This is a genomic window from Nitratireductor alexandrii (assembly GCF_004000215.1).
GTDB classification, from domain to species: domain Bacteria; phylum Pseudomonadota; class Alphaproteobacteria; order Rhizobiales; family Rhizobiaceae; genus Mangrovimarina; species Mangrovimarina alexandrii.
The window spans coordinates 81,002-107,685 of record NZ_RBVY01000009.1 but is presented as its reverse complement, the minus strand read 5'-3'; the positions used below and the strand labels follow the sequence as shown (position 1 = coordinate 107,685).

Genomic DNA, 26,684 nt, shown 5'->3' with positions numbered 1-26,684 from the left:
TATCAAACACCGAACGGCGTCCAGATTGACTTGATGCGGGTGGCGTGGAACAGAAACTCCTCGCCCTGGCCCTGGCCCGCATCGAACCAGTCACGCGCCTTGCCGTCATTGACCCAGGTAGCCTTGAGGTTGCCGGCCGATTCGGCCTCCACCATGGCGCTGCCTTCGGCCGAGCCGACATACCAGCACGCGGCGATGTCGTTGTGCTTGGCCATCACCGAAGCGAGCTGGTCGCGGTCGCCGGTGACGATGTTGACCACGCCGCCCGGCACGTCGGAGGTGTCGAGCACCTGGTAGAGGTCGCAGGCGGCGAGCGGATGGTGCTGCGAGGGCGTGACGACGACGCGATTGCCCATGGCGATCGCCGGCGCGACCAGCGAGACGAAGGCCAGCAGCGGCGCCTCGTCGGGACAGGATATGCCGATCACCTCGTAGGGTTCGGGCAGGGCGAGCGCCAGCATACGCGGCTGCGGCGCGCGTACGCGACCGTCATATTTGTCGGCGCGGGCGGCATAGTGGATGAGACGGGCGACGGACGCCTCCACCTCGGCCGCGGCCTTCTTTGCCGCAACACCGGTCATGCGGGCGATGCGGGCGGCGAACTCGGCTGCGCGCAGCTCGAGATTCTCGGCCAGGAAATACAGCACCTGGGCGCGGGCGTGGCCGGTCATCGCCGACCAGGCCTCGGCCTTGCGGGCGGCCTCGACCGCGTTGCGGATATCCTTGCGATTGCCGTGGCCGGCCTCGGTGATGAGGCGCCCCCGGCCGTCGAGGACCGGGTAGGAATAGCCCGAATCCGGCCGCGCCTGCTTGCCGCCGACATAAAGCTTGACGGTGCGGTCGAGCCCGGCCGGCGCGGCGCCCGGGCCGGCCTCGTCGTCGACCGGCACGGGTGCGGCAAGAGGCGGGCTTTCGGGGAGCGCCCGCGCCCTTTTCTGCCAGGCGGGCAGCAAATATTCGAACATGCCCTCGCGGCCGCCCTCGCGCCCGAAGCCGCTTTCCTTGTAGCCGCCGAAGCCGACCGCGGCGTCGAACATATTGGTGGAATTGATCCAGACCACGCCGGCCTTGACCTTGCGGGCCGCGTCGAAGGCGGTATCGAGGTTCTGCGACCAGATCGAGGCGGCAAGCCCGTAGCGGCTGTTGTTGGCGAGCGCGACCGCCTCGCCGGGAGTGCGGAAGGTCATCGACACCAGCACCGGGCCGAAAATCTCCTCCTGGACCAGCGGCGAGGCCGGCGAGACATCGGTGAACAGGCTCGGCGGGAAGAAGCAGCCGCCCTTCGTCGCACGCACGAAATGCTCGTCGGCCCAGCTCGGCTGATGCAGGACGGCGCCTTCGCGCAGGCCGGCCTCGACGCGGGCGCGGATCTGCTCGATCTGAACCGGCGCGACGACGGCGCCGATATCGGTCGATTTGTCGAGCGGCGCGCCGACACGCAGCGTCTCCATGCGCGCCTTGAGCCGGGCGTGGAATTTTTCCGCCACACCTTCCTGGACGATCGCGCGCGAGCCGGCGCAGCAGACCTCGCCCTGGTTGAACCAGATCGCGTCGACCACGCCTTCGATCGCGGCGTCGAGGTCGGCATTGTCGAAGACGATGAACGGCGACTTGCCGCCGAGTTCGAGCGACAATTTCTTGCGGGTGCCCGCCGACTGGCGGCGCAGGACGCGGCCGACCTCGGTCGAACCGGTGAAGGCGAGTTTGGCGAGCCCGTCATGGGCGGCAAGGGCCGCCCCCGTCGCCCCGCCGCCATTGACGAGATTGAAGACGCCGGCCGGCAATCCCGCCTCGCGGCAGATCTCGGCAAAGGCGAGCGCGGAGAGCGGCGTGTGCTCGGCCGATTTCAACACCACCGTGCAGCCGGCGGCGAGCGCGGGCGCGACCTTCCAGGCCAGCATCAGAAGCGGAAAATTCCAAGGAATGATCTGGCCGCACACGCCCACAGGCGCGTGGTCCGGGAATTCCTGGTCGCGCAGTTCGGCCCAGCCGGCGTGGTGATAGAAATGGCGCGCGACCAGCGGCACGTCGATATCGCGCGTCTCGCGGATCGGCTTGCCGTTGTCGAGCGTCTCCAGGACCGCAAGGAAACGGGCATGTTTCTGGACCTGGCGGGCAAGCGCGTAGAGATGGCGCGCGCGCGCCGTGCCGGACAGGGCCGACCAGGATTTGAAGGCCTTGGTCGCGGCCTCGACCGCGGCGTCGACGTCCTTTTCGCCGCCCTCGGCCACCTCGGCCAGCGTCTCGCCGGTGGCCGGATTGACAGCCGCGAAACTGTTGGCCTTGCCCGGCCGGGTGAAGGCGCCGGCGATGAAATGGCCGAAGCGGGCCTTGTGGCGCGCCATCCAGGCGCGCACGACGGCATCGTCCTCCGGCGCGGGGCCGTATTCCATGCTGTCGAGGATTGAGACGATCTTGTTCATGAAACCCTCACGCCACGCCGTGGCGGTCGTTGGCCGAATAGCGGCCGGTGACGAAATGCTCGATCTGGCGCTCGATGTCGGCAAGCAGGCCCGAGGCGCCGAAGCGGAACAGAACCGGTTCCATCCATTCCCGCCCCAGTTCCTCGCGCATCAGGATCAGCCAGGCGAGCGCGTCCTTGGCGGTGCGGATGCCGCCGGCCGGCTTGAACCCGACCTTGTGTCCGGTGCGCTCGAGATAGTCGCGAATGGCGCGCGCCATCACCAGGCTGACCGGCAAGGTTGCGTTGACGCCCTCCATGCCGGTGGAGGTCTTGATGAAGTCGGCGCCGGCCTGCATGGCCACCATGGAGGCGCGATAGACGTTGGTCAGGGTCTTCAGGTCTCCGGTCGCCAGGATCGCCTTCATGTGCGCGTCGCCGCAGGCCGCGCGCATGGCCGCGATCTCGTCGTAGAGCGCGGCCCAATTGCCGGTCAGAACATGCGCACGGGTGATGACGATGTCGATCTCGGCCGCGCCCTCGCCGACCGCGTAGCGGATTTCGGCAAGCCGCTCGGCCATCGGCGTCAACCCGGCGGGAAAGCCGGTGGCGACCGAGGCGACGGGAATGCCGGACCCGTCCAGCGCCTTCACGGCGCCGGCCACCATGGTGGGGTAGACGCAGACCGCGCCGGTTGTCAGACGACGCTCTTCCAGGCCGAGCGCGGCGACCAGATCGGCGCGCAGCGGATTGCGCGCCTTGGCGCACAGCCGCGCCACGCGTCCGGGCGTGTCGTCGCCGGCAAGCGTCGTCAGGTCGATCGCCTCGATCGCCTTGACCAGCCAGGCGGCCTGCCACTCCTTCTTGACGGTGCGGCGCGTGGTCAAGGTGGCGGTGCGGCGCTCGACGGCCGACAGATTGATGTCGGCGGCGTCGAACCAGGCAGCGTCGAAGGCGACGCCGTCATTGCGGGCATGCGGCTGCGCGACGCGGACGAGATCGCGGGTCGCGCCCGCACCGACGGCGTCGGCCATCGTCTTTTGCGGGTCGACATTCATTGGAACTCTCCGATCGCGCGGCGCAGCACGGCGGCCAGGCGCGCACCGCCGAGCGGCGCCATGTCCTTGGTTTCCTGGTGCGAGAGTTCCTCGCCGGTCATGCCGGCGGCGAGATTGGTGATGACCGAACAGGCGGCGACCCGCATGCCCAGAAAACGGGCCAGGATCACCTCCGGCACGGTCGACATGCCGACGGCGTCGGCGCCGAGAACACGGGCCATGCGGATTTCGGCCGGCGTTTCGAAGGACGGGCCGGAAAACCACATATAAACGCCCCTTTTCAGCGGCGTGCCGGTCGCCTCGGCGGCGTTTTCGAGCGCGGCGCGCATGGCGGCGTCATAGGCCTCGGTCAAGCCGACGAAACGGCGGTCGCTCGGCTCGCCGAACAGTGGATTGGTGCCGGAAAAATTGATGTGGTCGGTGATCAGCATCACCGAACCGGGCGGCATGTCGGGATCGAGCGAGCCGGCGGCGTTGGTCAGGACGAGACGCTTGATGCCGATGCCGGCCAGGGTTTCGAGCGCGGGACGCATGGCGGCGGCGTTGCCGTGTTCGTAATAATGGGCACGGCCGGCCAGCATCAAGACCGGCGTGCCGGAAAAGCGGCCGGCCACCAGTTCGCCGGCATGGCCGGTGACCCCGCTTTGCGGGAAGCCGGGCAAATCGGCATAAGACAGGCGCACCGGATCGGAGACCTCGTCGACCAGCCCGCCCAGACCGGAACCGAGGACGATCGCGGTTTCAGGAACGAGGCCGCCCAGCCTCTCGACGAGCAGATCCACGGCAGCCTTCATTTCAACCCATCTCCGCGAAATCCGAGCGGAAGCAACGCGCCCAAGGTGGTGGTCTCGACTATACCCGTGTCGTCGCACAAATGCAGCCTGGTGTCGGCGGCGGCGAATTCGGCCAGCCTTTGCCGGCAGCCGCCGCACGGCGTGATCCTGGCCATGCGCTCGGCGACCACGGCGATCTCGGCAATCTCCCCGCCGCCGGCCATGACGAAATGCGCCAAGGCGGTGGTTTCGGCGCACCAGCCCTCGGGGTAGGAGGCGTTTTCGATATTGGCGCCGGAATGAATGCGGCCGTCGACCGTGCGGATCGCAGCGCCGACCGGAAATCTCGAATAGGGCGCGTGCGCTTTCGCCATCGCCGCGACCGCGGCCTCGAACAGATCGTGCGACATTATCCCGGCACCCGGTTGGCGGCGACTGCAGGAGCGGTGCGCATGCTCAGCGTTCCTTCACATAGGCGACGCCGCCGGCCTTGGGCGGGATCGCCTTGCCGATGAAACCGGCCAGCAGGATGACGGTGAGGATATAGGGCAATGCCTGCATCAACTGCACCGGCACCTTGCCGATCATCGGCAGGGCGATGCCCTGGAAGCGGATGGCGAAGGCGTCGAGGAAACCGAACAGCAGACAGGCGAACATCGCCGGCACCGGCCGCCATTTGGCGAAGATCAGCGCGGCGAGCGCGATGAACCCCTTGCCGGCGGTCATGTCCTTCACGAAACCGGCATTCTGCGACACGGCGAGATAGGTGCCGGCAAGCCCGGTCAGAACGCCGGTGCAAATGACGGCGCGATAGCGCAGCCAGGCAACGGAGATACCGGCGGTGTCGACGGCGGCCGGGTTCTCGCCAACGGCGCGCAGCCGCAGACCGAAGCGGGTGCGAAACAGCACCCACCAGGTGAAGGGCACCATCAAGAAAGCGACATAGGCAATCAGCGAATGGCCGGAAACGAGCTCGGAATAGATCGGCCCGACCAGCGGCACCTCGCGCAGCGTGTCGGCGAACGGCAGGGTTATGGCGTTGAAGCGCGCATCCGCGACCAGCGAGGGCGTGCGCCCGCCCTGGCTGAACCAGGCCTGGCCGAGAATGACGGTCGAGCCGGCGGCGATGAAGTTGATCGCCACGCCCGACACGATCTGGTTTCCGCGATGGGTGATGGAGGCGAAGCCGTGCACCAGCGCGAAAAACACCGAAATGGCGACGGCGGCCAGCATGCCGAGCCATGCCGACCCGGTGACGGCGGCGGTGGAAGCGCCGGCGAAGGCGCCAGCCAGCATCTTGCCTTCCAGGCCGATGTCGAACACGCCGGACCGCTCCGAATAGAGCCCGGCGAGCGCGGCCAGAAGCAGCGGCACGGAGACGCGGATGGTGGCGTCGAAGAGCTGCAGGACGAGATTGACGACATCCATCTCAGGCACCCTCCCCCTTGGCTTCGGCGTCGATGCCGACGGCGCGCGGACTGAGGCTGGCGAACGCGGCCTGTACCGCCGGGCGGAACATGTGCTCGAGCGCGCCTGCAAACAGGATCACCAGGCCCTGGATGATGACGATCATGTCGCGGCTGATATGCGGCATGACGAAGGAGATCTCGGCACCACCCTGGTAGAGCATGCCGAACAGGATCGCCGCCGGCACGATGCCGGCCGGGTGGGAGCGCCCCATCAGCGCGACGGCGATGCCGACGAAGCCGGCGCCGGTGACGAAATCGAGCTGGAGGCGATGCTGGTCGCCCATGACCGGGTTGAGCGCCATCATGCCGGCGAGCGCGCCGGAAATGGCCATGGTGATGACGATGATCCTGGCTTCCTTGATGCCGGCATAACGCGCCGCCTTGGGCGAAAAGCCCATCGTGCGGATCTCGTAGCCGAGCTTGGTGCGCCAGATCAGCGCCCAGACCACGACCGCCATGACCAGCGCCAGGATGAAGGATAGGTTGAGCGGTGTCGAACGGACGGAAAAGCCGAACATCTCGATCAGCCAATTGAGCTTGGGCAGGTGCGCGTCCGGCAGAAAGGTGCGGGTCTGCGGCGCCATCGAGCCCGGCGGCTTCAGCGCGCCGACGAGCAGATAGACCATCAGGCTCGCGGCGATGAAGTTGAACATGATGGTGGTGATGACGATATGGCTGCCGCGCTTGGCCTGGAGCCAGCCGGGTATCATGGCCCAGATGGCGCCGATCGCCGCGCAGCCGGCAATGGCGAGCAGGAAGTTGAGCCACCAGGGCAGGAGACCGTCGAAGGTCAGACACACAAGCGCCACGCCGAGCCCACCGACATAGGCCTGGCCTTCGCCGCCGATGTTGAACAGGCCGCAATGGAACGCAACCGCCACCGCCAGCCCGGTGAAGATGAAGCTGGTGGCGTAGTAGAGCGTGTAGCCGATGCCGGAGCCCGAGCCGAAGGCTCCCTTCAGCAACAGGCCGGCGGCTTCGATCGGGCTTTCGCCGACCAGAAGCACCACCAGCCCGGCGACCAGAAAAGCCACGATCAGGTTGATCAGCGGGATCAGCCCGAAATCGGCCCAGGCGGGCAGTTTTGCATAGGGTGCGCTCATTCGGCTGCCTCCTGCGCCTCGACACCGGCCATCAACAGGCCAAGCTCGCCCTCGGTGGCGTCCGGGCCGCGCTCGCCGACGATGCGACCGTCGAACATGACCAGGATGCGGTCGGACAGGGAGCGGATCTCGTCGAGTTCGACGGAAATCAGAAGCACGGCCTTGCCCTGGTCGCGCATGGCGATGAGCTGCTTGTGGATGAATTCGATGGCGCCGACGTCGACACCGCGCGTCGGCTGGCCGACGACGAGCACGCCGGGATCCTTTTCCATCTCACGGGCAAGCACGATCTTCTGCTGGTTGCCGCCGGAGAAATTGGCCGTCTTCAGCCGGCAATCGGCGGGACGGATGTCGTATTTCTCGATCTTGTCGCGCGCATCGGAACGGATCGCCTCGATATTGAGGAACGGGCCGTTCAGATAGAAATCCATGCCGTGATAACCGAGGATCGAGTTCTCGTTTTCCTCGAAGGGCAGAACCAGGCCGACATGGTGGCGGTCCTCGGGCACATGGGCGAGGCCGCGCGTGCGCAACTCGCCGGGATCGGCCGCGCCGACGACGTCGATCGGCGCGCCGTCGAGCAGGACGGTGCCCGTCTCGGCCCGGCGGGTTCCCGCGATCGCCTCGATCAGTTCCGACTGGCCGTTGCCCGCGACCCCGGCGATGCCGACGATCTCGCCGCCGCGCACGTCGAAGGACACGTCGTCGACCATGAGAACGCCGCGCGAATCGCGGACGGACAGGTTCTTCACCGAAAGCTTGACCTCGCCCGGCCGCGCCTCGCCCTTTTCGACACGCAGGAGCACGCGGCGACCGACCATCAGTTCGGCCAGTTCCTCGACCGTGGTCGCCGCGGTCTTGCGGGTGGCAACCATGGCGCCCTGGCGCATGACCGACACGTTGTCAGTCACCGCCATGATCTCGCGCAGCTTATGGGTGATCAGGACGATCGTCTTGCCCTCGTCCTTCAGCTTGCGCAGGATGCGAAACAGATGATCGGCCTCGGCCGGCGTCAGCACGCCGGTCGGTTCGTCGAGGATGAGGATTTCGGCGCCGCGATAAAGCGCTTTGAGAATTTCGACGCGCTGCTGCAGGCCGACGGGCAATTGCTCGATAATCGCGTCGGGATCGACTTCGAGACTGTATTCCTGCTCAAGCCGCTGCAGCTCGGAGCGCGCGCGAGCGATGCCCGTATTGAGCAGCGAGGCCCCCTCCGCGCCCAGAATGATGTTTTCCAGCACGGTGAAATTGTGCACGAGCATGAAATGCTGATGCACCATGCCGATACCGGCGGCGATCGCGTCATTGGGCGAATCGATGGCGATCTTACGGCCGTTGACGAAGATTTCCCCGCGGTCAGCCTGGTAGAAACCGTAGAGAATCGACATCAGCGTCGACTTGCCGGCACCGTTTTCCCCGATGATGCCGTGAATGGTGCCAGGCGCGATTTCGAGATCGATGTCGCGATTGGCGCGCACGGCACCGAAACTCTTGTCGATCCCCTTAAGCTCGATTGCAGACTGCGCCATGCAACCGCCTACCCCTCTGTTTTTTATCGTTTGGTAAAAAACCTAGCATGGCGGCAAGCCTCTTGCCAATCCGCGCCGTCGTGGCAAGCACTCTCGACAAAAGCGCGGCGGCTTGTCAATTTTCCCGGCATGACAAATGATGCTTTCCCGCCTTTTGCGTTCAATACCACGCCATCGGTCCGGTTCGAGGCAGGGGCGGCCCGCCGCTTCGGTGCGATCGCCGGGCCTATCCTCGGCGCGAGGATTTTGTTCGTCACCGACCCCGGCCTGCGTGCCCTCGGCCTTTGCGATGCCGCTCTGGCCTCGCTCGAAGAAGCCGGAATCGCGGTGACGATCTTCGATCGGGTCGAGGCCGATCCGTCGCTGGCCACGCTGACGGCCGCGGTCGAGACCGGCCGGGCCGCCGGCGTTACCGGCGTCGCCGGCTTCGGTGGCGGTTCGTCGCTTGACGTCGCCAAGCTCGCCGCGCTGCTCACCGGCTCGGGCGAAGACCTCGACGCGGCCTGGGGCGTGGGCAACGCCAAGGGACCGCGCCTGCCGCTGGCGCTGGTGCCGACCACGGCCGGCACGGGCTCCGAAGTGACACCGGTCTCGATCATCACCGTCGGCGAGGAGGAAAAGCGCGGCGTTTCGAGCCCGCTCATCCTGCCCGACATCGCCGTGCTCGACCCGGAGCTGACGCTGGGCCTGCCGCCGGCGATCACCGCGGCGACCGGCATCGACGCCATGGTGCACGCCATCGAGGCCTACGCCTCCAAAAGCGCCAACAACAATCCGCTGTCGAAAATGCTGGCACGCCAGGCCCTGCAGCTTCTGGGCGCGCATGTCGAAACCGCCGTCTTCGCAGGCCACGATATGGCCGCGCGCAGCGCGATGCTGCTCGGCTCGATGCTGGCCGGACAGGCCTTCGCCAATTCGCCGGTCGCGGCCGTGCATGCGCTGGCCTATCCGATCGGCGGCACGTTCCACGTCCCCCACGGCCTGTCGAACGCGCTGGTGTTGCCGCATGTGCTGCGCTTCAATGCGCCGGAGGCAGCCGGGCTCTACGCGGAGATCGCCGCCGACGCCTTTCCCGAACTGGCGCATGAAGACGGCACGCAGGGACGGTGCGGCAGCTTCATCGAAGCCCTGGCCGCACTGTCGAAAAAGCTCGGACTGCCTGCCCAATTGCGCGAAGTCGGCATCGGCGAGGAGCACCTTGCCAAGATGGCGGCCGACGCGATGAAGCAGACGCGGCTTCTGGTCAACAATCCCCGCGAACTGCGCGAGGCCGACGCGCTGGCGATCTACCGGGCGGCGTGGTGAGGTCCGGCGGCGGCTCAGGGGAGAAAACCGATGGCTGATCGTCCGGCCCCCGCCACGCGCGCGGCCTATCGCGCCTTCCGCCCGATCACGACCCGCTGGATGGACAACGACATCTACGGCCACATGAACAACGTGGTGCATTATTCGCTGTTCGACACGGCCGTGAACGGCTGGCTGATCGACCAGGGTGTGCTCGACATTCACGGCGGCGACCGGATCGGGCTTGTGGTGGAAACGGGCTGCCGCTATTTCAGCGAACTCGCCTTTCCCGACACCGTCACCGCCGGTCTGCGGGTCGCGCGGCTCGGCAGGTCTTCCGTGCGCTACGAGGTGGGACTGTTTCGCAACCGGGACGACCACGCGGCGGCCGAAGGGTTTTTCGTACATGTCTACGTGGATCGCGCGACACGACGTCCCGAACCGCTCGCCGATGCGCTGCGCTCCGCACTTGAAGGCATAATCGCATGAAACAGGACCGCATCGCGACCTTGGAAATGATCGTCGCCGAGCAGGAACGCACGATCGAGGACCTGTCGGGCGAGATCGCCGCGCAATGGACGACGATCGAACGCCTGCAAGCGCAACTCGACCGGCTGACCCAGCGCTTTCTCGCACTTGAGGAACAGACCGCACCCGAGGTTCCGGTCACGAAACCGCCGCACTGGTGACGTCCGGCCCGGGAGACTGGCGCAACGCAATTCGGTTTCCTTGGCAAGCCATTGGCTCTAGGATTTCAGGGGAACTGACGGGTCGCGGGTGTTTTCGATGACTAGCGACAGGGAGCGCATGGCGCGCGCGGACGATTTCGTCATGGGCCGGATGAACGAGGCCGAGCGCGAGCGCGCGGAAAAGGATCTGGAGCGCGATCCCGCGTTTCGCGAGGCGGTGATGCGGCTTGCCCAAAGGCTGCGCGGTCCCGCCGCCGACGGCGCCACGCCGCGTGGCGAGGTATGGCGGACGGTGCAGACCGGCATTGCCGCGCTGCCGCACATGAACCCCGCCCCGCCCGCGCGTTCGAGGCGGGCGAGCGGCGATGCGCACCCGCAGCCTAACGCCTTTGCGCAGGCGCTCGGCGGCTGGCGCGGCGCGGCGGTCGCGGTCTGCCTTGCCGCCGCCTTCGGCATCGGCATGGTGGCGGGCACGATCGGCGCCAGCCAGGACAGGCGCGCCGTCGCCCTGCTCGACGATGCCCAGGGCATGCCACGGGCGCTGGTGGAAGACTTCACCGACGGGACATTGCACTTTCAGCCGCTCGCCCTGGCCGACCTCCCCGTGGGTGCGGTGTTGCGGCTTTGGGCGATCGGCGACGCGTCGGAGGGCGCGGTGGCGCTGGGCACGGTCGCCGCCGCCGGGTCGACGCGGCTCAGCGTGCCGAGCGGCGGCATCGCCTGGACCGCACGCGGCTATCGCCTCACGCTGGCAGATGCGGAAACGGACGGCAGCCCGGGAACGGCGCTCGCGCAAGGTCCGCGCAACGAGACCGTTCCGGGCCGTTGACACGCACGCCACCGCCCCGCCGCCGGCCGGATCAGGCAGCAGGGCCTGCCGGCTCCCACAATTCGACCGGATTGCCCTCCGGGTCGTGAATACGGCAGAAGCGTCCGACCTCGGAATCCCACTCGGCGCGCGTTTCGACCGCGATGCCGGCCTGTTTGAGCTTCGCCATCATCGCGTCGAGGTCGTCGACGCGGAAATTGATCATCCAGGCCTGGTCGGGGCGGCCGAAATAGTCCGTATCGTGCGCGAACGGGGCAAACACCGTCGCGCCGGCCTCCTGGCGCCAGACCGACATGGTGATGTCGTTCACGCCGAGATGGGTTTCGTACCAGGCCGCCAGCGCCCGGGGATCGCGGGCGCGAAAGAAAAATCCGCCAATGCCTGTCACCTTGGTCATGCCAGCCTCCGGCGCCGCGCCAGAAGCGGCGCCATGCACGCAAAACCGAGCAGGCTGAAGGCGGCCAGCGTCCAGCCGAAACCCGCCCAGCCGAATTGTCCGATAATATAGCCGGCCAGCGGCGGCCCGGCGAGCGTGCCGAGCCCGCCCGACTGGGCGATCAGGCCGATGACGATCGCCGACGACCCGCCCGGCGGCACGATGAAGGGCACGCTGGCGAAAATGGCGGCGGCAACGACCCCGCCGGCAACCGCGAAGACCATCGCCGAGACCGTCGCCACAATCGGGTCGGCAGCGCCGAAAAACGGCACCGCACTCGCCGCGCTGACCAGGAACCCGGCCATGACAACAAGGGCGGCGAACCGGGCGTCGCCGCCCTTGAGCAGGACGCCGGCAAGCACGTTGCCGAGCGGAACCAGCAGCGCGATCATGCCGGCAGACAGCGCCACCGCCGGCCCCTCGGCGACGAAACTCGGCAGAAAGGTGAAAAAGCCGATCGACAGGATGACGTAGACGCCGAAGGCGAGCGCGGAGAGCGCGACCGACGCCGAAAACGACGCCGCCATGCGCGCGGCGCCCGGTGTATCGGCGACCTGTCGCGTCGTGTCGGCGATCGGCTCGAGGCCGCGCGCCAGCCACGCGGCGAGCGCGGCCAGGACGATGAACGACACCACACTGACCAGCAGGAATGATTGCGGCTCATGGGCCGGCAACATGGCGGCGGACAGGAAATCGGCCACCGCGTAACCGAGCGGCACGAAGCCGCCCCAGATGGCGAGCGCCGGCGCTTTCAGCCGCTCTGGCGCGAGCGTGGCGAGCAGCGCGGGGATCGCGATCACCAGGATGAGATAGCCGAACGCCTCGACCAGCCGCGCCGCAAGCGCGGCGAGCGGGCCGTCGAAAAGCGCCAGGCCGACACCGCCGGCGCCAAGCGCGATCGCCGACACCAGATAGGAGCGGTAGAGCCCGGCCCGGTCGATGGCGAAGGCGGCCGGCAGGGCGGCGAGCGCCACGAACAGGCCGAGCGTTGAGGTCAGCCAACCGACCATGACCAGCGAAAAGCCGGCTTCGGCGCGATACCAGGCGACCAGCGGCGCGATCTTGCCCAACTGGGTTCCCGCCAGGATACCGGCCAGAAGCAGGAAGACGAGGGCGGCGATGCGGCGCGGTCCTGCGGCTGCGGGGGTCGGGTCCTGCCTCATGCGCGCTCCATGGTCTGCCGCCGATCCGGCCGGCGGCCTGAATAGCGCGTCGGCGCGCGCTGCAAAATGGCCCACAGCACCCGGCCGGGAAGACCACCTGCCATGGGCGGGTCGGGCCTGGCGTCGCCCCGCGACCATACAAGCCGAAGCGGACCGTCATCGGATGCGGTCGCCTGCGCCCAACGAAAAGCCGCCGAGCACGGGCCCGGCGGCTTTTTTGGCTCGAACGGCCCGTGCCGATCAGTACGGGCAGGAATTGTCGGACATGTAGTCGTGGACCTTGATATCGCCGGCGATGATCTCGGCCTTGGCCTTTTCGACCGCGTCGATCATTTCCTGGCTGACGAGGTCCTTGTTGTTTTCGTCCATGGCGTAACCGACGCCGTTCTCGGCCAGGCCGAGCACATTGATGCCGGTTTCGAATTCGTCGTTCATGGCGTCCGTGAAGGCGTCGTAGACCGCCACATCGACGCGCTTGAGCATCGAGGTCAGCACATGGCCCGGCTGCAGGTGGTTCTGGTTGGAATCGACACCGATGCCGAGCTTGCCGGCGTCGGCCGCCGCCTGCAGGACACCCACGCCGGTGCCGCCGGCCGCGGCGTAGATGACGTCGGCGCCCTGGTCCATCTGCGACTTGGCGATCTCGCCGCCCTTGGTCGGGTCGTTCCAGGCCGCCGGCGTGTCGCCGGTCATGTTCTGGATGACGTCGGTGGCCCCGGCCGCCTTGGCGCCGCCGACATAGCCGCAGCCGAATTTGCGGATCAGCGGGATGTCCATGCCGCCGACGAAACCGACCTTCTTGCTGTCGGAGGCCATCGCCGCCATCATGCCGACCAGATAGGAGCCTTCGTGCTCGTTATAGACGACCGAGCGCACGTTCGGCGCATCGACCACCATGTCGATAATGGCGAAATCGGTGTCGGGATATTCCGCCGCCACCTTTTCCAGCGCCGCGGCCCAGGAAAAGCCCGCCATCACGATCGGGTCGCGACCGTCCTCGGCGAAGCGACGCAGCGCCTGCTCGCGCTGGGCGTCGTTGGAGATCTCGAACTCGACATATTCGATGCCGGTCTCCTGCTTGAACTTCTCCGCGCCGTTGAACGAGGCCTCGTTGAAGGATTTGTCGAACTTGCCGCCCAGGTCGAACAGCAGGCCGGGCTTGATGTCCGCGGCCAAGGCCGGGACGGTGAAAACGGTTGCGGCCAGGAGGCCGAATACGAAACGCTTCATGTGATCCACACCCTGTTGGTCTTGCGTACGGTTCTTGTCTGGCTTCGCGCGCCGGCGCGCGGCCGCGCTTGGCCCCGCGGGTTCGTCGCCCGCTCGGCCTTTTACTGTTGCATGGCGTCGCGCAAAATTCACGCGGAAATTTGACCTTCCGGACAAGGGCCTCGGCACCGGGGCCCGGCACAGGAGACCGGCACCGGCTTTCTAGCCCGCCGCGGCGGCCCGCGGCGGGCAGGACAGGCCGGTGCCCTTCAAGCCGCAATAGCCGGACGGGTTCTTGGCCAGATATTGCTGGTGCTCGGCCTCGGCGAAATAAAAGGCCGGGGCGGGGACAATCTCGGTGGTGATGCGGCCGCGCCCGGCGCCGGTCAAGACCGCCTGATAGGCATCGCGTGCGGCCAGCGCGGCCTGCGACTGGGCCTCGTTTGCCGTATAGATCGCCGAACGGTAGGCGGTGCCGACATCGTTGCCCTGGCGCATGCGCTGGGTCGGGTCGTGGCTTTCCCAGAACAGTTTCAGCAGATCGTGGTAGGAGATCGCGGTCGGGTCGAACACCACGAGCACGATTTCGGCATGGCCGGTCAGCCCGGTACAGGTTTCCTGATAGGTCGGGTTGGGGGTGAAACCGCCGGCATAACCGACCGCGGTGACCCACACGCCCGGCGTCTGCCAGAACAGCCGCTCCGCACCCCAGAAACAGCCCATGCCGAAATAGGCGCGTTCCAAACCCTGCGGATAAGGCCCGCGCAACGGCCTTTTCGACACGGCGTGGCGGGCCGCCGTGGCGATCGGCTTGGCGCGGCCTGGCAACGCCTCGTCGGCGGTCGGCAAGGTGAGTTTCTTGTTCAGCATATCGCTTAAAAAGAACATCGTTGTTTGCTCCGCTTCCGCACCGGCGGTTCAGGACAGGCTGCGACTGGCGCGGCCGAGCGGACCACCGCGCCGGCGCGGCCGCCTGCCGATCAGATAAAGCAGCAAAGCGAGGCCGAAAAACACCGCAAAACCCGGCAGGGTGAGAATGCGGATCATCACCGGATCCCACAGCAGCGGATGGACATATCGCTGGGTGAGTGCCTGGGCGAGGTTGAGCGTGTCGGGCGAGACCGCATACCAGCTCGTGCCGAGCGGGGTGAAGACCAGCGCCGAGGAGGCGACCGAACGGGTGGCGTCGAGCACGGCCATGATGACGGCAACGGCCAGCGCGATCGTTGCCAGAAGCCGGAAAACAAACCTGATCATCGTGTTGTGTCCGCCATGAGACGTCCCCTTCGCCCGCGCCCGGGCCTCGACGCCGCCCCCTTTTATGGCCAACCGCGCGGCGCTTCAATCGCCACACATGAATGTGACATCCCACGCCGCCGGCCGCGCGGGGCAAGCGGTGGTGATTCTTGCTTGGTCGTCGTAGAACCGAGCCGGTTGCGCCCCGCCCGGGCATGCGCGCGGCGGGCGTCGGCCGGCCGGCGCCAAATTCCGTGTCGCGACGGCTTGGCATTCGCGGCCATATCGACTAGATGAGCGCGGATGACCGGTCCGCCCGCGCGGACGCGTCGCCTGCGGAGAGGTGGCCGAGTGGTTGAAGGCGCACGCCTGGAACGCGTGTATACGGGCAACCGTATCGAGGGTTCGAATCCCTCTCTCTCCGCCATCTCTTTTTCTTTATATTTTTCAATCACTTAGATGAAAGCAACGCCATCCGGCGGATGGATTAATGCCAGCTAGCGGCGCGGCGCCCGTCGAAGCCGGGCTGGCAGCGCGGCGCGGCCTTTGCTGCGTCCGCCGAATCTCCGGTCCGGCGGAAGCGGAGGGCTCGATAAAGCCCGTGGCGCGCGGGTCGCGCATCAGGTTCCGCGCAGGCCGGATGCGATGCCCGGCCACGGTCGAAAAGGTCGGATCCCGATCCAAAGCCATGTTCAGCGCCGCAGCGACTGCGCATTCGCCTTCATGCGCTGCAGGAGACGGCAAAGCTGACGGTAGTCGTCGTCGGAAAAATCCCGGAACAACTGGGCGCGCAACGTGCGCACGCCGAGATTGCTCGCCTCCAGCAGGCCCCGCCCCTTGCCGGTTATCGCGACGATCGAAATGCGCTTGTCGTGCGAGAATGCCTGCTTGCTGACCAGGCCGTCGGCGATCAGGCGATCGACGAGACGGCTCGTCACCGTGCGCTCGATCACCGAAAGTTCGGCCAGGTCCAGCAGCGACATCGGGCCGCGCTCGTCGAGGCACGACAGGATGCGCCAGCCGGTGAGCTTCAGCCCCGAGGGCCTGAGCGCGCTTTCCATCTGATCGCGGTTGAGACGCTGCAGGAAGGAGATCAGATATTCCGGCGCGTCGACCAGCGGCTCATCGGGCCGCGGCACGCACGCCTCGCCGTCGATCTCCAGCATCTCGTCCGTTGCCAAGGCCCGTTCCTTTCCGGCTGTCCACGCCCGGGGTCCAACTACCACGGTCGTGTCTTGATTGGCAATTATGTGTATGATACGTGCTTTCACACATAATTTTATTGACCGCCTGGAGCGCCATTCATGAAGATCACCGTCGTCGGAGGCGGCCCGGGGGGCCTCTATCTCGCGCTCTTGACCAAAAAGGCCCGGCCGGACTGGACGGTGGAAGTGTTCGAGCAGAACCAGGCCGACGACACGTTCGGCTTCGGCGTCGTCTTTTCCGACGAGACGCTCGACGAATTCCTGAGCCGCGACAAGCCGGTCTTCGAGCGCATGCGCGAGGAACTCGCCTACTGGCAGGATGTCGCCATTCATTTCAAAGGCGAGGAAATCCGCATCGGCGGCAACGGCTTTTGCGGCGTATCGCGCCAGACATTGCTGACCATCCTGCAGGAACGCTGCGCGCAACTGGGCGTCGCGCTGAGCTTCGGGACGACAATCGACCCGGACACGATCGCCGAACGTTTCGCCGACAGCGACGTGATCGTGGCCAGCGACGGCATCAATTCGCGCATTCGCGAGACTTTTGCCGAGGATTTCCGCCCGAAGACCGAGCTCAAGCAGAACCGCTTCTGCTGGATGGGATCGTCGCGCCCGATGGACGCGTTCAACTATTTTTTCCGCGAGACCGAACACGGCATCATCTGCGCGCATTGCTACCAGTACCAGCCCGACCGCTCGACCTGGGTGTTCGAGATGGACGAGGCGTGCTGGCAGGGGCACGGATTTTCCGAGTTCGACGAGGAGGATTCCCGACGCCGTCTCGAAGCCATCTTCGCCGAGGAGCTCGAGGGACATCCCCTGCTGCTCAACCGCTCGTTCTGGCGCCGCTTCCCGCGCGTGTTCTGCGAGACCTGGCGGTCCGGAAAAATCGCCATCCTCGGCGACGCCAAGGCGTCGGCGCATTTTTCCATCGGCTCGGGCACCAAGCTGGCGATGGAATGCGCCATCGCCCTGTCGGACGCGCTGGTGGCGCATGAGCACAACGGCGTCGAGGCCGCCTTCGAAGCCTACGACCGCGAACGCCGCACGCCCTGCCAGATCACCCAGCACAATGCCGACGTCTCGCTTGCCTGGTTCGAGCACATGGGCCGCTCATGGGATCTCGATCCGCTGCAATTCGCCATGGTGGTGATGTGTCGCGCGAAATCGGTGACCTACGACAATCTGCTGCTGCGCGATCCAGGCTTCGTGCAACGGGCCGACGACGCCTGGTATGAGCGCCATTGGCGCGAAACCGGCGAGGACGTGCGCGACATCCGCCCGACGCCGATGTTCACCCGCTTTCGCCTGCGCGACATGGAGTTGTCCAACCGGGTCGTGATGAGCGCGATGGCGCAGTACAGCGCCGACGAAAACGGAAATCCGACCGACTGGCACAAGGTGCATTACGGCTCGCACGCGATGGGCGGCATGGGATTGATGGTCACCGAGATGACCTGCCCGTCGCCGGAGGCGCGCATCACCGAAGGCTGCACCGGCCTGTGGAGCGACGAGCACGAGCGACGCTGGCGCGAGATCGTCGATTTCGTGCATTCCCATTCGGGGGCCAAGATCTGCATGCAGCTCGGCCATGCCGGCCGCAAGGGCTCGACCCAGCTCGGCTGGCAAAAGGCCGACGTGCCGATCGCCGAGGAAAGCCGCAACTGGCCGCTCGTCTCCGCCTCGCCGATCCCGTTCGTCGACGGCGTCAACGCGGTGCCGGCCGCGCTCGACCGGGCCGGCATGGAGCGCATCCGCGACCAGTTCGTGGCCTCGACGCGGCGTGCCGCGCGCGCGGGTTTCGACATGCTCGAACTGCATTGCGCGCACGGCTATCTGCTGGCCAGCTTCCTGTCGCCGCTGACCAACACGCGCAGCGACGCCTATGGCGGGCCGATCGAAAACCGGCTTCGCTGGCCGCTCGAGGTGTTTTCGGCCATGCGCGCGGAATGGCCGTCCGAACGGCCGATGTCGGTGCGGGTCTCCGGCACCGACTGGAAGGAGGGCGGCCTGTCGGAGGCGGATCTGCTCGCCATCGCGACGGCCTTTCACGAGGCCGGCTGCGACCTGATCGACGTGTCGGCCGGCCAAACGGTCGCCGACCAGGAGCCTGTTTACGGGCGCATGTTCCAGACCCATCTGGCCGAAGCGGTTCGCAACGTGCCGAAAATCGCCACGATGGCGGTCGGGGCGATCACCGAACCGGCGCAGATCAACACCATTCTGCACACCAGACGCGCCGATCTGGTCGCGCTGGCGCGGCCGCATCTGTGGAACCCGTTTTTCACCCATCAGGCCGCCGCCTGGTACGGGACCCGCAACGAGGCGATGTGGCCGAAACAATATCTGTCCGGCGCCATGCAGGCCTTCCGTGAGCAGGAAAAGACGCGTGAAAAACTCGTCGACCTGCAAAAGAAGGCCGCGCCCGGACGGCATAATCTCGCCTGACCGCGAGTTCACGAGGAGGGAGGTCCATCAATGCCGACAACCGAATTGGCGACGCTGCCGGACTGGCTGGAGGTCCACCGGCGCGAGCGCCCGAGCGCCGTCGCGATCAGCGGCGACGGCGCCGACGTCAGCTACGCCGAGCTGGCCGACGACGTTGCCAGGCTCGCGGCGGGCCTGGCGGCTTCAGGCATCGGCACGGGCGACGTCGTGGCCGCGCAATTGCCCAATGGCCGCGCGTTCGTGACCGCGTTTCTGGCCACGGCCGCGCTCGGCGCGAGCTTCCAGACGCTGCACATGCCCTATCGCAGCAAGGAATTGCGCTATCTCATCGGCCATGCCCGCGCCAAGGCGGTGTTCGCGCTCGCGGCCGCCGGCGGGACCTCGCCGGCAAGCGAAATCCTGGCGCTGCAAGCCGAGCTGCCGACACTCGAGCACGTCATCAGCGTCGGCGGAACCGTGGACGGCACCCTGTCCTACGCGGCGCTGCTGCGCGCAGCCCCCTTCAAGGCCGCAACCGCAGCCGGTCCCGACGACACCTATCTTCTGCTTTATACCTCCGGCACCACAGCCGAACCAAAAGGCGTGCCGCACACCGCGCGCGCCTTTCTCGGCAACGCGTTCCGCTCCGTCGCCGAACTCGGAATCGGGCCAAACTCGCGGGTCTTGTCGGTCGCGGCCCTGTCGCATCTCTACGGGCTGTTCACCGTCCATCTGGCGCTGGCTGCCGGGGCGACGATCACGCTGCTGCCGGTTTTCCAGCCAGCCTCATTCGCCCAGGACCTCGAGGCGCTCGCGCCAACCCATGTGTTTGCCGCGCCGGCGCATTTCGCCCCGCTGGTCGCCGAGGGCACCCTGACGGCGGCGCATCTGCGTTCGGTGGAGGTGCTTTGCCTTTCTGGCACGACCGTTCCGCCCACGCTCGCCGCGGCGGTCGACGCGCTGCTTAGCCACGGCGCGGTGATCCAGCTTTGGGGGATGAGCGAATTGCAGGCCGGCACGTTCGGCCGTCCGCAAGACCCGCTCGAAACGCGCACCGGCACGGCCGGCCGGGTGTCGCCGCGCACCGAATTGCGGATCGTGGCGGAGACCGGCGAAACGGCGGCAGCCGGCGTAGAAGGCGAGCTGGAAGTACGCGGTCCGTCGGTTTTTGCCGGCTATCTCAACAACCCGGCCGAAACCGAACGCGCTTTCACCCCGGATGGCTGGTTCCGCACCGGCGACCTCGCGCGCATCGACCAGGCCGGCTATCTGACGCTCACCGGCCGGACCAAGGAACTGATCAATCGCGGCGGCGTCAAATACAATCCCGTCGAGGTCGAGTTGATCGCGATCACGCACCCGGCCGTGCTGCACTGCGCCGTGGTCGCCTATCCCGACGCCGTCCTGGGCGAGCGCGCCTGTCTGTGCGTGGAAGCCAGGCCCGGCCAGTCGATCACGCTCGACGACATCCGTGCTCTGCTGGAGGCGCGCGGCGTCGCCAAATATAAATGGCCCGAGAGGCTGGAAACGCTTGCGAAACTGCCGATGACGCCGACCCGCAAGGTCATGCGCGGCGCGCTGGCGGCAATGCTGGTCACCCCCAACCCCCAACAAGGATAGACAATGCAATACGAACTTTTCGACCCCGCGTCCGCGCCGGGCAATGCCGGCGCGCAACTTTCGGGCGTGCAAGAGAAGATGGGCGGGCTGCTGCCCAATCTCTACCGCCAGATGGCCGGCGCGCCGGTCGTGCTGGAAGCCTATCTGACGCTGACGGAGATCCTGTCCCGGTCGTCCTTCACGCCGGCCGAACAGCAGCTCGTCCTGTTGACGGCAAGCACCCGCAACGGCTGCCGCTATTGCGTGGCGGCGCACTCCTCGGGCGGGCGCATGGCCAAGCTCGACAAGGAGGCGATCGAGGCGGTACGGGCCGGCGCGCCGGCCAACGACGCCCGGCTGCAGGCGCTGCGCGGGTTCACCGAACACATGCTGGAACGGCGCGGCAAGGCCGACGAAGCGGCGATCAAGGCCTTTCTCGAGGCGGGTTTCACCCAGCAGCAGGCGGCCGAACTCCTGGTCGCCCTGGCCATGAAGACGCTGTCCAACTATTTCTCGCGACTGGCCGAAACGCCGCTCGACGACTTCCTGTCGCGCATGGCCTGGGACGGCAACGACCGGGTGTAAGGCGCGCTAGCCTTCGGCCCGCTCCCGCCGCGCAGGATGGGAGCGGGCGAGACCGTCGAACAGGTCCAGCATCGTCTCGCGCCACGCGCCGACCGGGTCACCGTCCTCGAGCGGCTCGAACGGGCTGACCAGCCTGGCCCACTGCAAGACGCTGAACAGCGCATAGTCGGCATAGGCCGGCCGCGCGCCCGACAGGAACGGTGTCGTGCGCAGCACCGCGCGCGCCGGCGCGATCGCCCGTCGGAAGGCCTTGATGCGCCGCTGGCGATCGGCGGCGAGCTCTTCGAGGGTGGCGCCGAAGGCGTGCTCGAACTGGCCGCGCAGATGGGCCGCATCGGCCGCCTCGACGCATGCGACCACGTCGACCGCCAGCAGCGGCACCAGAACCGGCACGACCTGCCGGTCGACCCATTGCGCGGCAAACGCCGCCAGCGCCCGCGCGGTCGCGTCGCCGAACAGGGACGGCCGGTCGGGATAATGTTCTTCGAGATAGGTGGCGATCGCCCAGGAATCGGGGATGACGCGTTCGCCGTCCACCAGGACCGGCACCTTGTCCTGGCCGCTGAAAGCGAGCGCGGCCTTGTCGCTGACGGCGACCGCCCGCAAGGCGATTGGTATGCCCTTATGGGCCAAAGCCAGGCGTGAACGCCAGGAAAACTGGCTGTAGCGCACGCCGTTGCGTCCCGCGAGTTCGTAGAGGACCATCGACATCGTTGTTGACCTTTCGTGCGCGATCGGCATAATTCATCATGAATTTAATGGTGAAATTACATTGAAACAATCGGCCAAATCCAGTGATGGTCCACTTGAGGCCGATGGCGTGTCCGCACCTCGCATCGCACCGCATTTGTCGGCCACGAGCCGCGAGGCGGCCATCACCGCCTTCGAGCAGGCGCTGATCTGCGCGGCCGAGGCCTTCTACCGTTTCGCCAGCTCGCTGCTCGGTCCGGTGGCGCGCGACAACAATCTCACCGGCCAGGATTGCGTCATTCTGCAGCAGCTCGTGGTCGCGGGCTCGCCACGCAAGGTCGGCGACCTGCTGCGCTTTGCCAATCGCGACGACGCCTCCAACGTCCAGTATTCGCTGCGCAAGCTGATGAAGGCAGGACTCGCGCGTCAGGTCCGGGGCGCGTCGAAGCGCGGCACGGCTTACGAGGTGACCGCCGAGGGCGCGCGCATTTCCGCCCGGCTGGTCGCCATGCGGCGCGAATATCTGACCGCCTCGATCGGCGAGCTCAGCGATGGCGACAACCAGCTCGAGGCCCTGACCCGGGCGCTCGGACTGCTGACCGGGGTCTACGATCACGGCAGCAGGCTGATGTCGGGGCAGCGACAAGAGGACTGACACCCGGCGCGGCCGGCGATCACGAAACCACCACACACCATTTTTGGGAGGAATGGCATGAAAAAGATCACTGCAATCGCGGCGCTCCTCGGCGCCTCGCTGGCGAGCACGACGGCCTTGGCCGAACCGCTGAAGATCGGGATGATCACCACATTGTCGGGCGGCGGCTCCGGCCTGGGCATCGGCGCCCGCGACGGTTTCATGCTGGCGATCGAGGAAGCCGGCAACAAGGACGTCGAGGTCGTCATTGAGGACGATGCAATGAAGCCCGACCTTGCCGTGCAGATCGCCGACAAGATGATTCAGAGCGACAAGGTCGACGTTTTGACCGGTATCATCTGGTCGAACCTCGCCATGGCCGTCGTGCCGGGCGCGGTCAATCAGGACCTGTTCTACGTCTCGCTCAATGCCGGCCCCTCGGCGCTGGCCGGCAAGCTGTGCAACGAGAACTATTTCAACGCCGCCTGGCAGAACGACAATCTGCACGAGGCAATGGGCAAGCACGCCAACACGTCGGGCTACAAGAAAACCTTCATCCTGGCGCCGAACTATCCGGCCGGCACCGACGCGCTGACCGGCTTCAAGCGCTTTTACGAGGGCGAACTGGCGGGTGAGCTCTACACCAAGCTCGGCCAGAGTGACTATGCCTCCGAGATCGCCCAGATCCGGGCCTCGGGCGCCGACGCGGTCTATTTCTTCCTGCCGGGCGGCATGGGGATTGCCTTCATGAAACAATATGCCCAGTCGGCCGTCGACATTCCCGTCATGGCGCCGGGTTTCGCGATGGACCAGGACGTGCTGGGCGCGATCGGCGAGTCCGCACTCGGCGTGTTCAACACCGCGCAATGGTCGCCGGATCTCGACAACGACGCCAACAAGGCTTTCGTGGAAGCCTTCAAGGCCAAATATGGCCGCATTCCCTCGATCTTCGCCAGCCAGGGCTACGACACCGCCAAGCTGATCCTGTCGGCCGCGGCCAAGGCGGACGTGAAGGACAAGGAGGCCTTTCGCGCGGCCCTGAAGGCGGCCGATTTCGCCTCCACGCGCGGCGAGTTCCGTTTCGGGTCGAACAATCATCCGATCCAGGACATCTATGTGCGCAAGGTGGTCAAGACCGACGACGGCGAACTCACCAACGAGGTGGTCGGCGTCGCCTTCGAGGATCACCAGGACGCCTACGCCAAGGACTGCAAGCTCTAAGACCGAGGCGCGAAGGCCATGCGGCCGTGCATGTGAGGGCAAACCGGGCCCACCGTTCCGCGGCAAAGTCGCCGGACGGTGGGCTCATTCGCGTTTGCCGTTGCGGTCGACGACGGCGCGGGCGACCTCTTTCGATCCTTGCTCCGCGTAGACCAGCCCGAGCCAGGCGGCGAAGCCGCGCGCGGCCGGCTTGACCGCACCGCCCGGCGACAACGTGGCGTAATAGCCGGTGCCGAGATCGATCTCGGCGTCCGGCCAGGCAACCAGCGCGCCCTCGTCGACCAGCCCCTGGGTGATCGAGCGCCAGCCGAGCACCAGACCGCTGCCGCCGACGGCGGCCTGCACGGCCTGGACGTAATTGTCGAAGATCTGGCTGGAGCCGGCATGCCTGCCGGCGCCGCGCCGCGCCAGATAGTCCGGCCAGTCGGCCCAATGCCGCGTCTCGGCATTGCGGACATGGATGAGCGGCGCGCCCTCCAGGCCGGCGCCGGAGACCAGCAGCCGCTCCACCAACGCGGGATGGCCGACCGGGCAGACGCGCTCGTCGAAGAGTTTTTGCGTCTCCCCGTCCGTCCACCCGCCCCAACCGTAGCGCAGCACGACGTCGATGCCGGCCGACACCGCCGGCAGATCGGTCGGCGGTGCCTGCACATTGACCAGCAGGTCGGGATGGGCGGCATAAAAGTCGGGCAGACGCGGCATCAGCCAGTAGGTTGCCATGCCGAGCGTGCAGGCGACGGTGATCCGCTGGTGCTGGACATCGGCGGAGGCGCGGATTTCGGCGATGGCGGTCGCGATCATGTCGAGCCCTTCGCCGGTTGCGCGGGCGAGTTGCTGGCCGGCCTCCGTCAGGCGCGCCGGGCGCGTGCCGCGGTCGAGCAGCGTTGTTCCGACATGGTCCTCGAGCGCCTTCAGCGCCTGGGTGACAGCCGGCTGGGACACGTTGAGCCGGGCCGCCGCGAGGCGCATCGAGCCGAGCCGTGCGACCAGATCGAAGGCAGTCAGGAGACGAAGCGGCGGCAGGCGATCCATGACTTAACCCAGGACTTAAGTTGAGATCAGCTTTATCCGCCTTTTCCCGGCACGGAGAGTAAGGCGATGCTGGGGCCACCGCAAGCCGACACCGGTCTTAAGTTAAGGACATGCCATGAACATCGTACACAGCGCGCAGCCAGCCGTCAGCCTGTCGGAAAAGGGCCTGCATGTTGTCCTTGCCGATGGCCGGCAAGCCTATTTCAACTATTACTGGCTGCGCGACAATTGCCCGAGCTCGTTCGACCCGGCAACGCGCGAGCGGGTGTTCGACATCTTCCATCTCGAGCGGCCGCCGCGCGCCGAAACGGCCGCACTCGACGGCGATGCGCTGGTCGTAGGCTGGCAGGGAGAGAACCATGTCACGCGCATGCCGGTCACGACGCTTGCGCTTTATGCCGATGGACACCGGCGCCCCGACCCGGCCGACTTGCCGCGACGGGCCTGGCATGGCGACCACTACCGCGATGTCGCACGCTTCTCGCAGCCCGACCTGATCGCAGACCGCAGCAAGGTCGCCGCCTGGATCGAGGCCCTCATCGTCGAAGGCGTGGCGGTCGTCACCGACATGCCCGACAGCGACCAGGGGCTGACGGAGACCGCCCAATTGATCGGCCAGGTTCGCCCGACCTTCTTCGGCGCCTATTTCGACGTACGCACGCACATCAAGCCAACGAATCTCGCCTATACGGCCAAGGCGCTGGAGTTGCATACAGACACGCCGGCCGAGGAGGCGGCGCCGGGGGTCCAGTTCCTGCATTGCCGCGCCAATTCCGTCGAGGGCGGCGGCAGCCTGTTCGCCGACGGCGTGGCGGTGGCCAACGATTTCCGCGCCGCCGACCCGCACGGTTTTCATCTCCTTTCCAGCATCGACATTCCGTTTTATTGCGAGCACGACAGCTACGACATGCGGTCGCGCCAAAGGGTGATCGAACTCGACGACAAGGGCGAGGTCTCCGGCCTGACGATCAGCCAGCACATGGCCGACATTTTCGACCTGCGCCAAGAGGTGCTCGACGACTACTATCCGGCGTTCTGCCGGTTCGGGAAGATGCTGCAGGATCCGCGCTACGTGATGAATTTCAGGCTTCAGCCGGGCGAATGCATCACCTTCGACAATCACCGCATCGTGCATGGCCGCGCAGCCTATTCGGCAACCAGCGGCGACCGGCACCTGCGCGGCTGCTATACCGACCGCGCCGAGATGCGCTCGACCTATCGCGCGCTGGTCGGCGAAGGGCGGTTCAAGACATGACGACGCGCAGCCTGAAAGCCGTTGCGAACCCTGACGACGACGTCGCCGCCCTGCGCCGCGACATGGCCGCCGCCTTTCGGCTTTGCCACCAATTCGGATGGAGCGAATCGGTGGGCAATCATTTCAGCGCCGCGGTGTCGCCGGACGGACGGCGCTTCCTGCTCAATCCGCGCTGGCAGCATTTCGCCACGATCAGGGCCAGCGACCTGCTTATGCTCGACGCCGACGATCCAGACGTGATGGCGCGGCCCGACGCGCCCGACCCGTCGGCCTGGACGATCCATGGCGCCATGCACCGGCTGCTGCCGCAGGCACGGGTAATCCTACATTGCCACGCGCCCCATGCCGTCGCGCTGGCCTGTTTGAAGGACCCGACGCTGCTGCCGCTCGACAACAACACCGCCCGGTTCTTCGGGCGCATCGGCTACGACCTTGCCTTTGGCGGCATCGCCGATGCGGCAGAGGAAGGCCGGCGCCTGGCGGAGACGATGAAAGGCAACACCGTGCTTGTGATGGCCAATCACGGCGTCTCGATCACCGGCGCGACCGTCGCCGATGCCTTCGAGGACCTCTATTTTTTCGAAAAGGCCGCGCAGACACTGGTGCTGGCACGTTCCACCGGCCAACCGCTTTCGGTGTTGTCGGATGACGTCGCGCGCGCGACCGCGGCCGGCTGGGCCGCCTATCGCGGCATGGCGCAACGCCATTTCGACTATTTGAAATCGACCCTCGACGCCCGCGATCCGTCCTGGCGCGATTAGACGGCCGGGTTTCGCGGGTACTTTGCTTAGGGAAGGGTTTGCCCGAGCAAACGGGCGAGACGGAAAAACGCGGGCAAGGCCGGCGCCTCACCCGCG

The 26,684-nt window shown here is 66.7% G+C and carries 26 protein-coding genes and 1 tRNA gene; 12 read left to right on the top strand and 15 right to left on the bottom strand.

The features are described from left to right. Nucleotides 1–2: 2 nt before the first annotated feature. The 7 genes from EP380_RS19060 to EP380_RS19030 are packed head-to-tail and all read right to left on the bottom strand — an operon-like array spanning nt 3 to nt 8,333. Entirely contained in the window at nt 3–2,423 is a 2,421-nt protein-coding gene (locus EP380_RS19060) for an aldehyde dehydrogenase family protein (protein WP_127600078.1), read from the bottom strand. A 7-nt stretch (nt 2,424–2,430) separates the two neighbouring features. Beyond that, on the bottom strand, nt 2,431–3,435 hold the full coding sequence (gene deoC / locus EP380_RS19055) for a deoxyribose-phosphate aldolase (RefSeq protein WP_106572697.1): 1,005 nt from the start codon (nt 3,433–3,435) through the stop codon (nt 2,431–2,433). A gap of 20 nt (nt 3,436–3,455) precedes the next feature. Beyond that, complete coding sequence (locus tag EP380_RS19050; protein WP_106572606.1) at nt 3,456–4,253, bottom strand: purine-nucleoside phosphorylase; 798 nt, start codon at nt 4,251–4,253, stop codon at nt 3,456–3,458. Next, nucleotides 4,250–4,642: a cytidine deaminase gene (cdd, locus tag EP380_RS19045; RefSeq protein WP_127600076.1), complete on the bottom strand. Its 393-nt coding sequence runs from the start codon at nt 4,640–4,642 to the stop codon at nt 4,250–4,252. The genes EP380_RS19050 and cdd overlap by 4 nt, the downstream gene beginning before the upstream one ends. Nucleotides 4,643–4,688: 46 nt before the next feature. Further along, nucleotides 4,689–5,660 (bottom strand): ABC transporter permease, encoded by a 972-nt coding sequence (locus EP380_RS19040; protein WP_106572608.1) that lies wholly within the window; start codon nt 5,658–5,660, stop codon nt 4,689–4,691. 1 nt (nt 5,661) lies between these two features. Then, a complete protein-coding gene (locus tag EP380_RS19035) occupies nt 5,662–6,804 on the bottom strand; it encodes an ABC transporter permease (protein ID WP_106572609.1) in 1,143 nt (380 codons plus the stop codon). Continuing rightward, the gene (locus EP380_RS19030; RefSeq protein ID WP_106572610.1) at nt 6,801–8,333 is read right to left on the bottom strand and encodes an ABC transporter ATP-binding protein; all 1,533 of its coding nucleotides are present in this window, start codon (nt 8,331–8,333) and stop codon (nt 6,801–6,803) included. The genes EP380_RS19035 and EP380_RS19030 overlap by 4 nt, the downstream gene beginning before the upstream one ends. A gap of 129 nt (nt 8,334–8,462) precedes the next feature. Between EP380_RS19030 and EP380_RS19025 the strand changes: the two genes are divergently transcribed. From EP380_RS19025 to EP380_RS19010, 4 genes are all read left to right on the top strand, one after another. Then, the gene (locus tag EP380_RS19025) at nt 8,463–9,638 is read left to right on the top strand and encodes an iron-containing alcohol dehydrogenase (protein WP_127600074.1); all 1,176 of its coding nucleotides are present in this window, start codon (nt 8,463–8,465) and stop codon (nt 9,636–9,638) included. Between the two features lie 30 nt (nt 9,639–9,668). Beyond that, nucleotides 9,669–10,106, top strand: coding sequence for an acyl-CoA thioesterase (locus EP380_RS19020; protein WP_106572612.1), 438 nt, complete (start codon nt 9,669–9,671; stop codon nt 10,104–10,106). Further along, nucleotides 10,103–10,306 carry a SlyX family protein gene (locus tag EP380_RS19015; RefSeq protein ID WP_106572613.1) on the top strand — a complete coding sequence of 68 codons (204 nt, stop codon included), beginning with the start codon at nt 10,103–10,105 and terminating at the stop codon, nt 10,304–10,306. The genes EP380_RS19020 and EP380_RS19015 overlap by 4 nt, the downstream gene beginning before the upstream one ends. Before the next feature lie 97 nt (nt 10,307–10,403). Beyond that, nucleotides 10,404–11,135 carry an anti-sigma factor domain-containing protein gene (locus EP380_RS19010; protein ID WP_127600072.1) on the top strand — a complete coding sequence of 244 codons (732 nt, stop codon included), beginning with the start codon at nt 10,404–10,406 and terminating at the stop codon, nt 11,133–11,135. 31 nt (nt 11,136–11,166) lie between these two features. Here EP380_RS19010 and EP380_RS19005 read toward each other — a convergent pair whose 3' ends face one another. The 5 genes from EP380_RS19005 to EP380_RS18985 all read right to left on the bottom strand — a co-directional run bounded on the left by EP380_RS19005 (nt 11,167) and on the right by EP380_RS18985 (nt 15,200). Then, nucleotides 11,167–11,532 (bottom strand): VOC family protein, encoded by a 366-nt coding sequence (locus EP380_RS19005; RefSeq protein ID WP_106572615.1) that lies wholly within the window; start codon nt 11,530–11,532, stop codon nt 11,167–11,169. After that, nucleotides 11,529–12,734, bottom strand: coding sequence for an MFS transporter (locus EP380_RS19000; protein WP_127600070.1), 1,206 nt, complete (start codon nt 12,732–12,734; stop codon nt 11,529–11,531). The genes EP380_RS19005 and EP380_RS19000 overlap by 4 nt, the downstream gene beginning before the upstream one ends. Before the next feature lie 240 nt (nt 12,735–12,974). Continuing rightward, complete coding sequence (locus EP380_RS18995) at nt 12,975–13,964, bottom strand: BMP family lipoprotein (RefSeq protein WP_106572617.1); 990 nt, start codon at nt 13,962–13,964, stop codon at nt 12,975–12,977. A 201-nt stretch (nt 13,965–14,165) separates the two neighbouring features. Beyond that, nucleotides 14,166–14,831: a peptide-methionine (S)-S-oxide reductase MsrA gene (msrA, locus tag EP380_RS18990; RefSeq protein WP_127600068.1), complete on the bottom strand. Its 666-nt coding sequence runs from the start codon at nt 14,829–14,831 to the stop codon at nt 14,166–14,168. Nucleotides 14,832–14,861: 30 nt separating this feature from the next. Then, complete coding sequence (locus EP380_RS18985) at nt 14,862–15,200, bottom strand: hypothetical protein (protein ID WP_106572619.1); 339 nt, start codon at nt 15,198–15,200, stop codon at nt 14,862–14,864. A 316-nt stretch (nt 15,201–15,516) separates the two neighbouring features. Between EP380_RS18985 and EP380_RS18980 the strand changes: the two genes are divergently transcribed. Continuing rightward, nucleotides 15,517–15,606 (top strand) — tRNA-Ser (locus tag EP380_RS18980). Between the two features lie 265 nt (nt 15,607–15,871). Here the strand turns inward: EP380_RS18980 and EP380_RS18975 are convergent. Continuing rightward, entirely contained in the window at nt 15,872–16,360 is a 489-nt protein-coding gene (locus tag EP380_RS18975) for a MarR family winged helix-turn-helix transcriptional regulator (RefSeq protein ID WP_127600066.1), read from the bottom strand. A 123-nt stretch (nt 16,361–16,483) separates the two neighbouring features. On the opposite strand from EP380_RS18975, the gene EP380_RS18970 reads away from it, so the two are divergent. Genes EP380_RS18970 through EP380_RS18960 form a run of 3 tightly spaced genes read left to right on the top strand, consistent with a single transcriptional unit; the run spans nt 16,484 to nt 20,995 of the window. Next, the gene (locus EP380_RS18970; protein ID WP_127600064.1) at nt 16,484–18,832 is read left to right on the top strand and encodes an oxidoreductase; all 2,349 of its coding nucleotides are present in this window, start codon (nt 16,484–16,486) and stop codon (nt 18,830–18,832) included. Nucleotides 18,833–18,862: 30 nt separating this feature from the next. Then, nucleotides 18,863–20,431: a class I adenylate-forming enzyme family protein gene (locus tag EP380_RS18965; protein ID WP_127600062.1), complete on the top strand. Its 1,569-nt coding sequence runs from the start codon at nt 18,863–18,865 to the stop codon at nt 20,429–20,431. A 3-nt stretch (nt 20,432–20,434) separates the two neighbouring features. Beyond that, the gene (locus EP380_RS18960; RefSeq protein WP_127600057.1) at nt 20,435–20,995 is read left to right on the top strand and encodes a carboxymuconolactone decarboxylase family protein; all 561 of its coding nucleotides are present in this window, start codon (nt 20,435–20,437) and stop codon (nt 20,993–20,995) included. A 6-nt stretch (nt 20,996–21,001) separates the two neighbouring features. Here the strand turns inward: EP380_RS18960 and EP380_RS18955 are convergent, their stop codons facing one another. Further along, on the bottom strand, nt 21,002–21,706 hold the full coding sequence (locus tag EP380_RS18955; protein ID WP_127600055.1) for a glutathione S-transferase N-terminal domain-containing protein: 705 nt from the start codon (nt 21,704–21,706) through the stop codon (nt 21,002–21,004). A gap of 109 nt (nt 21,707–21,815) precedes the next feature. On the opposite strand from EP380_RS18955, the gene EP380_RS18950 reads away from it, so the two are divergent. Together EP380_RS18950 and EP380_RS18945 are read left to right on the top strand one after the other, a co-directional pair. Further along, nucleotides 21,816–22,340, top strand: a complete 525-nt coding sequence (locus EP380_RS18950; RefSeq protein WP_158264408.1) for a winged helix DNA-binding protein — start codon at nt 21,816–21,818, stop codon at nt 22,338–22,340. 57 nt (nt 22,341–22,397) lie between these two features. Beyond that, the gene (locus tag EP380_RS18945) at nt 22,398–23,540 is read left to right on the top strand and encodes an ABC transporter substrate-binding protein (protein WP_106572626.1); all 1,143 of its coding nucleotides are present in this window, start codon (nt 22,398–22,400) and stop codon (nt 23,538–23,540) included. Between the two features lie 84 nt (nt 23,541–23,624). On the opposite strand, the gene EP380_RS18940 is transcribed toward EP380_RS18945, so the two are convergent. Further along, nucleotides 23,625–24,572, bottom strand: a complete 948-nt coding sequence (locus EP380_RS18940; protein WP_106572627.1) for a LysR substrate-binding domain-containing protein — start codon at nt 24,570–24,572, stop codon at nt 23,625–23,627. 115 nt (nt 24,573–24,687) lie between these two features. Between EP380_RS18940 and EP380_RS18935 the strand changes: the two genes are divergently transcribed. Together EP380_RS18935 and EP380_RS18930 are read left to right on the top strand one after the other, a co-directional pair. Further along, complete coding sequence (locus EP380_RS18935) at nt 24,688–25,827, top strand: TauD/TfdA family dioxygenase (RefSeq protein ID WP_106572628.1); 1,140 nt, start codon at nt 24,688–24,690, stop codon at nt 25,825–25,827. Beyond that, the gene (locus tag EP380_RS18930; RefSeq protein WP_127600053.1) at nt 25,824–26,588 is read left to right on the top strand and encodes a class II aldolase/adducin family protein; all 765 of its coding nucleotides are present in this window, start codon (nt 25,824–25,826) and stop codon (nt 26,586–26,588) included. Before EP380_RS18935 ends, EP380_RS18930 begins: the two co-directional genes overlap by 4 nt. The last annotated feature ends 96 nt before the right edge of the window (nt 26,589–26,684 follow it).

Bases quoted from the DNA above. Each gene is read 5' to 3' on its own strand.
- deoC (WP_106572697.1), bottom strand. From the start codon at position 3,435: ATGGCCGACGCCGTCGGTGCGGGCGCGACCCGCGATCTCGTCCGCGTC.
- EP380_RS18955 (WP_127600055.1), bottom strand. From the start codon at position 21,706: ATGTCGATGGTCCTCTACGAACTCGCGGGACGCAACGGCGTGCGCTAC.
- EP380_RS19005 (WP_106572615.1), bottom strand. From the start codon at position 11,532: ATGACCAAGGTGACAGGCATTGGCGGATTTTTCTTTCGCGCCCGCGAT.
- EP380_RS19015 (WP_106572613.1), top strand. From the start codon at position 10,103: ATGAAACAGGACCGCATCGCGACCTTGGAAATGATCGTCGCCGAGCAG.
- EP380_RS18930 (WP_127600053.1), top strand. From the start codon at position 25,824: ATGACGACGCGCAGCCTGAAAGCCGTTGCGAACCCTGACGACGACGTC.
- EP380_RS18985 (WP_106572619.1), bottom strand. From the start codon at position 15,200: ATGATCAGGTTTGTTTTCCGGCTTCTGGCAACGATCGCGCTGGCCGTT.
- EP380_RS19040 (WP_106572608.1), bottom strand. From the start codon at position 5,660: ATGGATGTCGTCAATCTCGTCCTGCAGCTCTTCGACGCCACCATCCGC.
- EP380_RS19025 (WP_127600074.1), top strand. From the start codon at position 8,463: ATGACAAATGATGCTTTCCCGCCTTTTGCGTTCAATACCACGCCATCG.
- EP380_RS19035 (WP_106572609.1), bottom strand. From the start codon at position 6,804: ATGAGCGCACCCTATGCAAAACTGCCCGCCTGGGCCGATTTCGGGCTG.
- EP380_RS18940 (WP_106572627.1), bottom strand. From the start codon at position 24,572: ATGGATCGCCTGCCGCCGCTTCGTCTCCTGACTGCCTTCGATCTGGTC.
- EP380_RS19060 (WP_127600078.1), bottom strand. From the start codon at position 2,423: ATGAACAAGATCGTCTCAATCCTCGACAGCATGGAATACGGCCCCGCG.
- EP380_RS19010 (WP_127600072.1), top strand. From the start codon at position 10,404: ATGACTAGCGACAGGGAGCGCATGGCGCGCGCGGACGATTTCGTCATG.
- EP380_RS19020 (WP_106572612.1), top strand. From the start codon at position 9,669: ATGGCTGATCGTCCGGCCCCCGCCACGCGCGCGGCCTATCGCGCCTTC.
- EP380_RS18945 (WP_106572626.1), top strand. From the start codon at position 22,398: ATGAAAAAGATCACTGCAATCGCGGCGCTCCTCGGCGCCTCGCTGGCG.
- EP380_RS18970 (WP_127600064.1), top strand. From the start codon at position 16,484: ATGAAGATCACCGTCGTCGGAGGCGGCCCGGGGGGCCTCTATCTCGCG.
- EP380_RS18935 (WP_106572628.1), top strand. From the start codon at position 24,688: ATGAACATCGTACACAGCGCGCAGCCAGCCGTCAGCCTGTCGGAAAAG.
- msrA (WP_127600068.1), bottom strand. From the start codon at position 14,831: ATGTTCTTTTTAAGCGATATGCTGAACAAGAAACTCACCTTGCCGACC.
- EP380_RS19030 (WP_106572610.1), bottom strand. From the start codon at position 8,333: ATGGCGCAGTCTGCAATCGAGCTTAAGGGGATCGACAAGAGTTTCGGT.
- EP380_RS19050 (WP_106572606.1), bottom strand. From the start codon at position 4,253: ATGAAGGCTGCCGTGGATCTGCTCGTCGAGAGGCTGGGCGGCCTCGTT.
- EP380_RS18960 (WP_127600057.1), top strand. From the start codon at position 20,435: ATGCAATACGAACTTTTCGACCCCGCGTCCGCGCCGGGCAATGCCGGC.
- cdd (WP_127600076.1), bottom strand. From the start codon at position 4,642: ATGTCGCACGATCTGTTCGAGGCCGCGGTCGCGGCGATGGCGAAAGCG.
- EP380_RS19000 (WP_127600070.1), bottom strand. From the start codon at position 12,734: ATGAGGCAGGACCCGACCCCCGCAGCCGCAGGACCGCGCCGCATCGCC.
- EP380_RS18965 (WP_127600062.1), top strand. From the start codon at position 18,863: ATGCCGACAACCGAATTGGCGACGCTGCCGGACTGGCTGGAGGTCCAC.
- EP380_RS18995 (WP_106572617.1), bottom strand. From the start codon at position 13,964: ATGAAGCGTTTCGTATTCGGCCTCCTGGCCGCAACCGTTTTCACCGTC.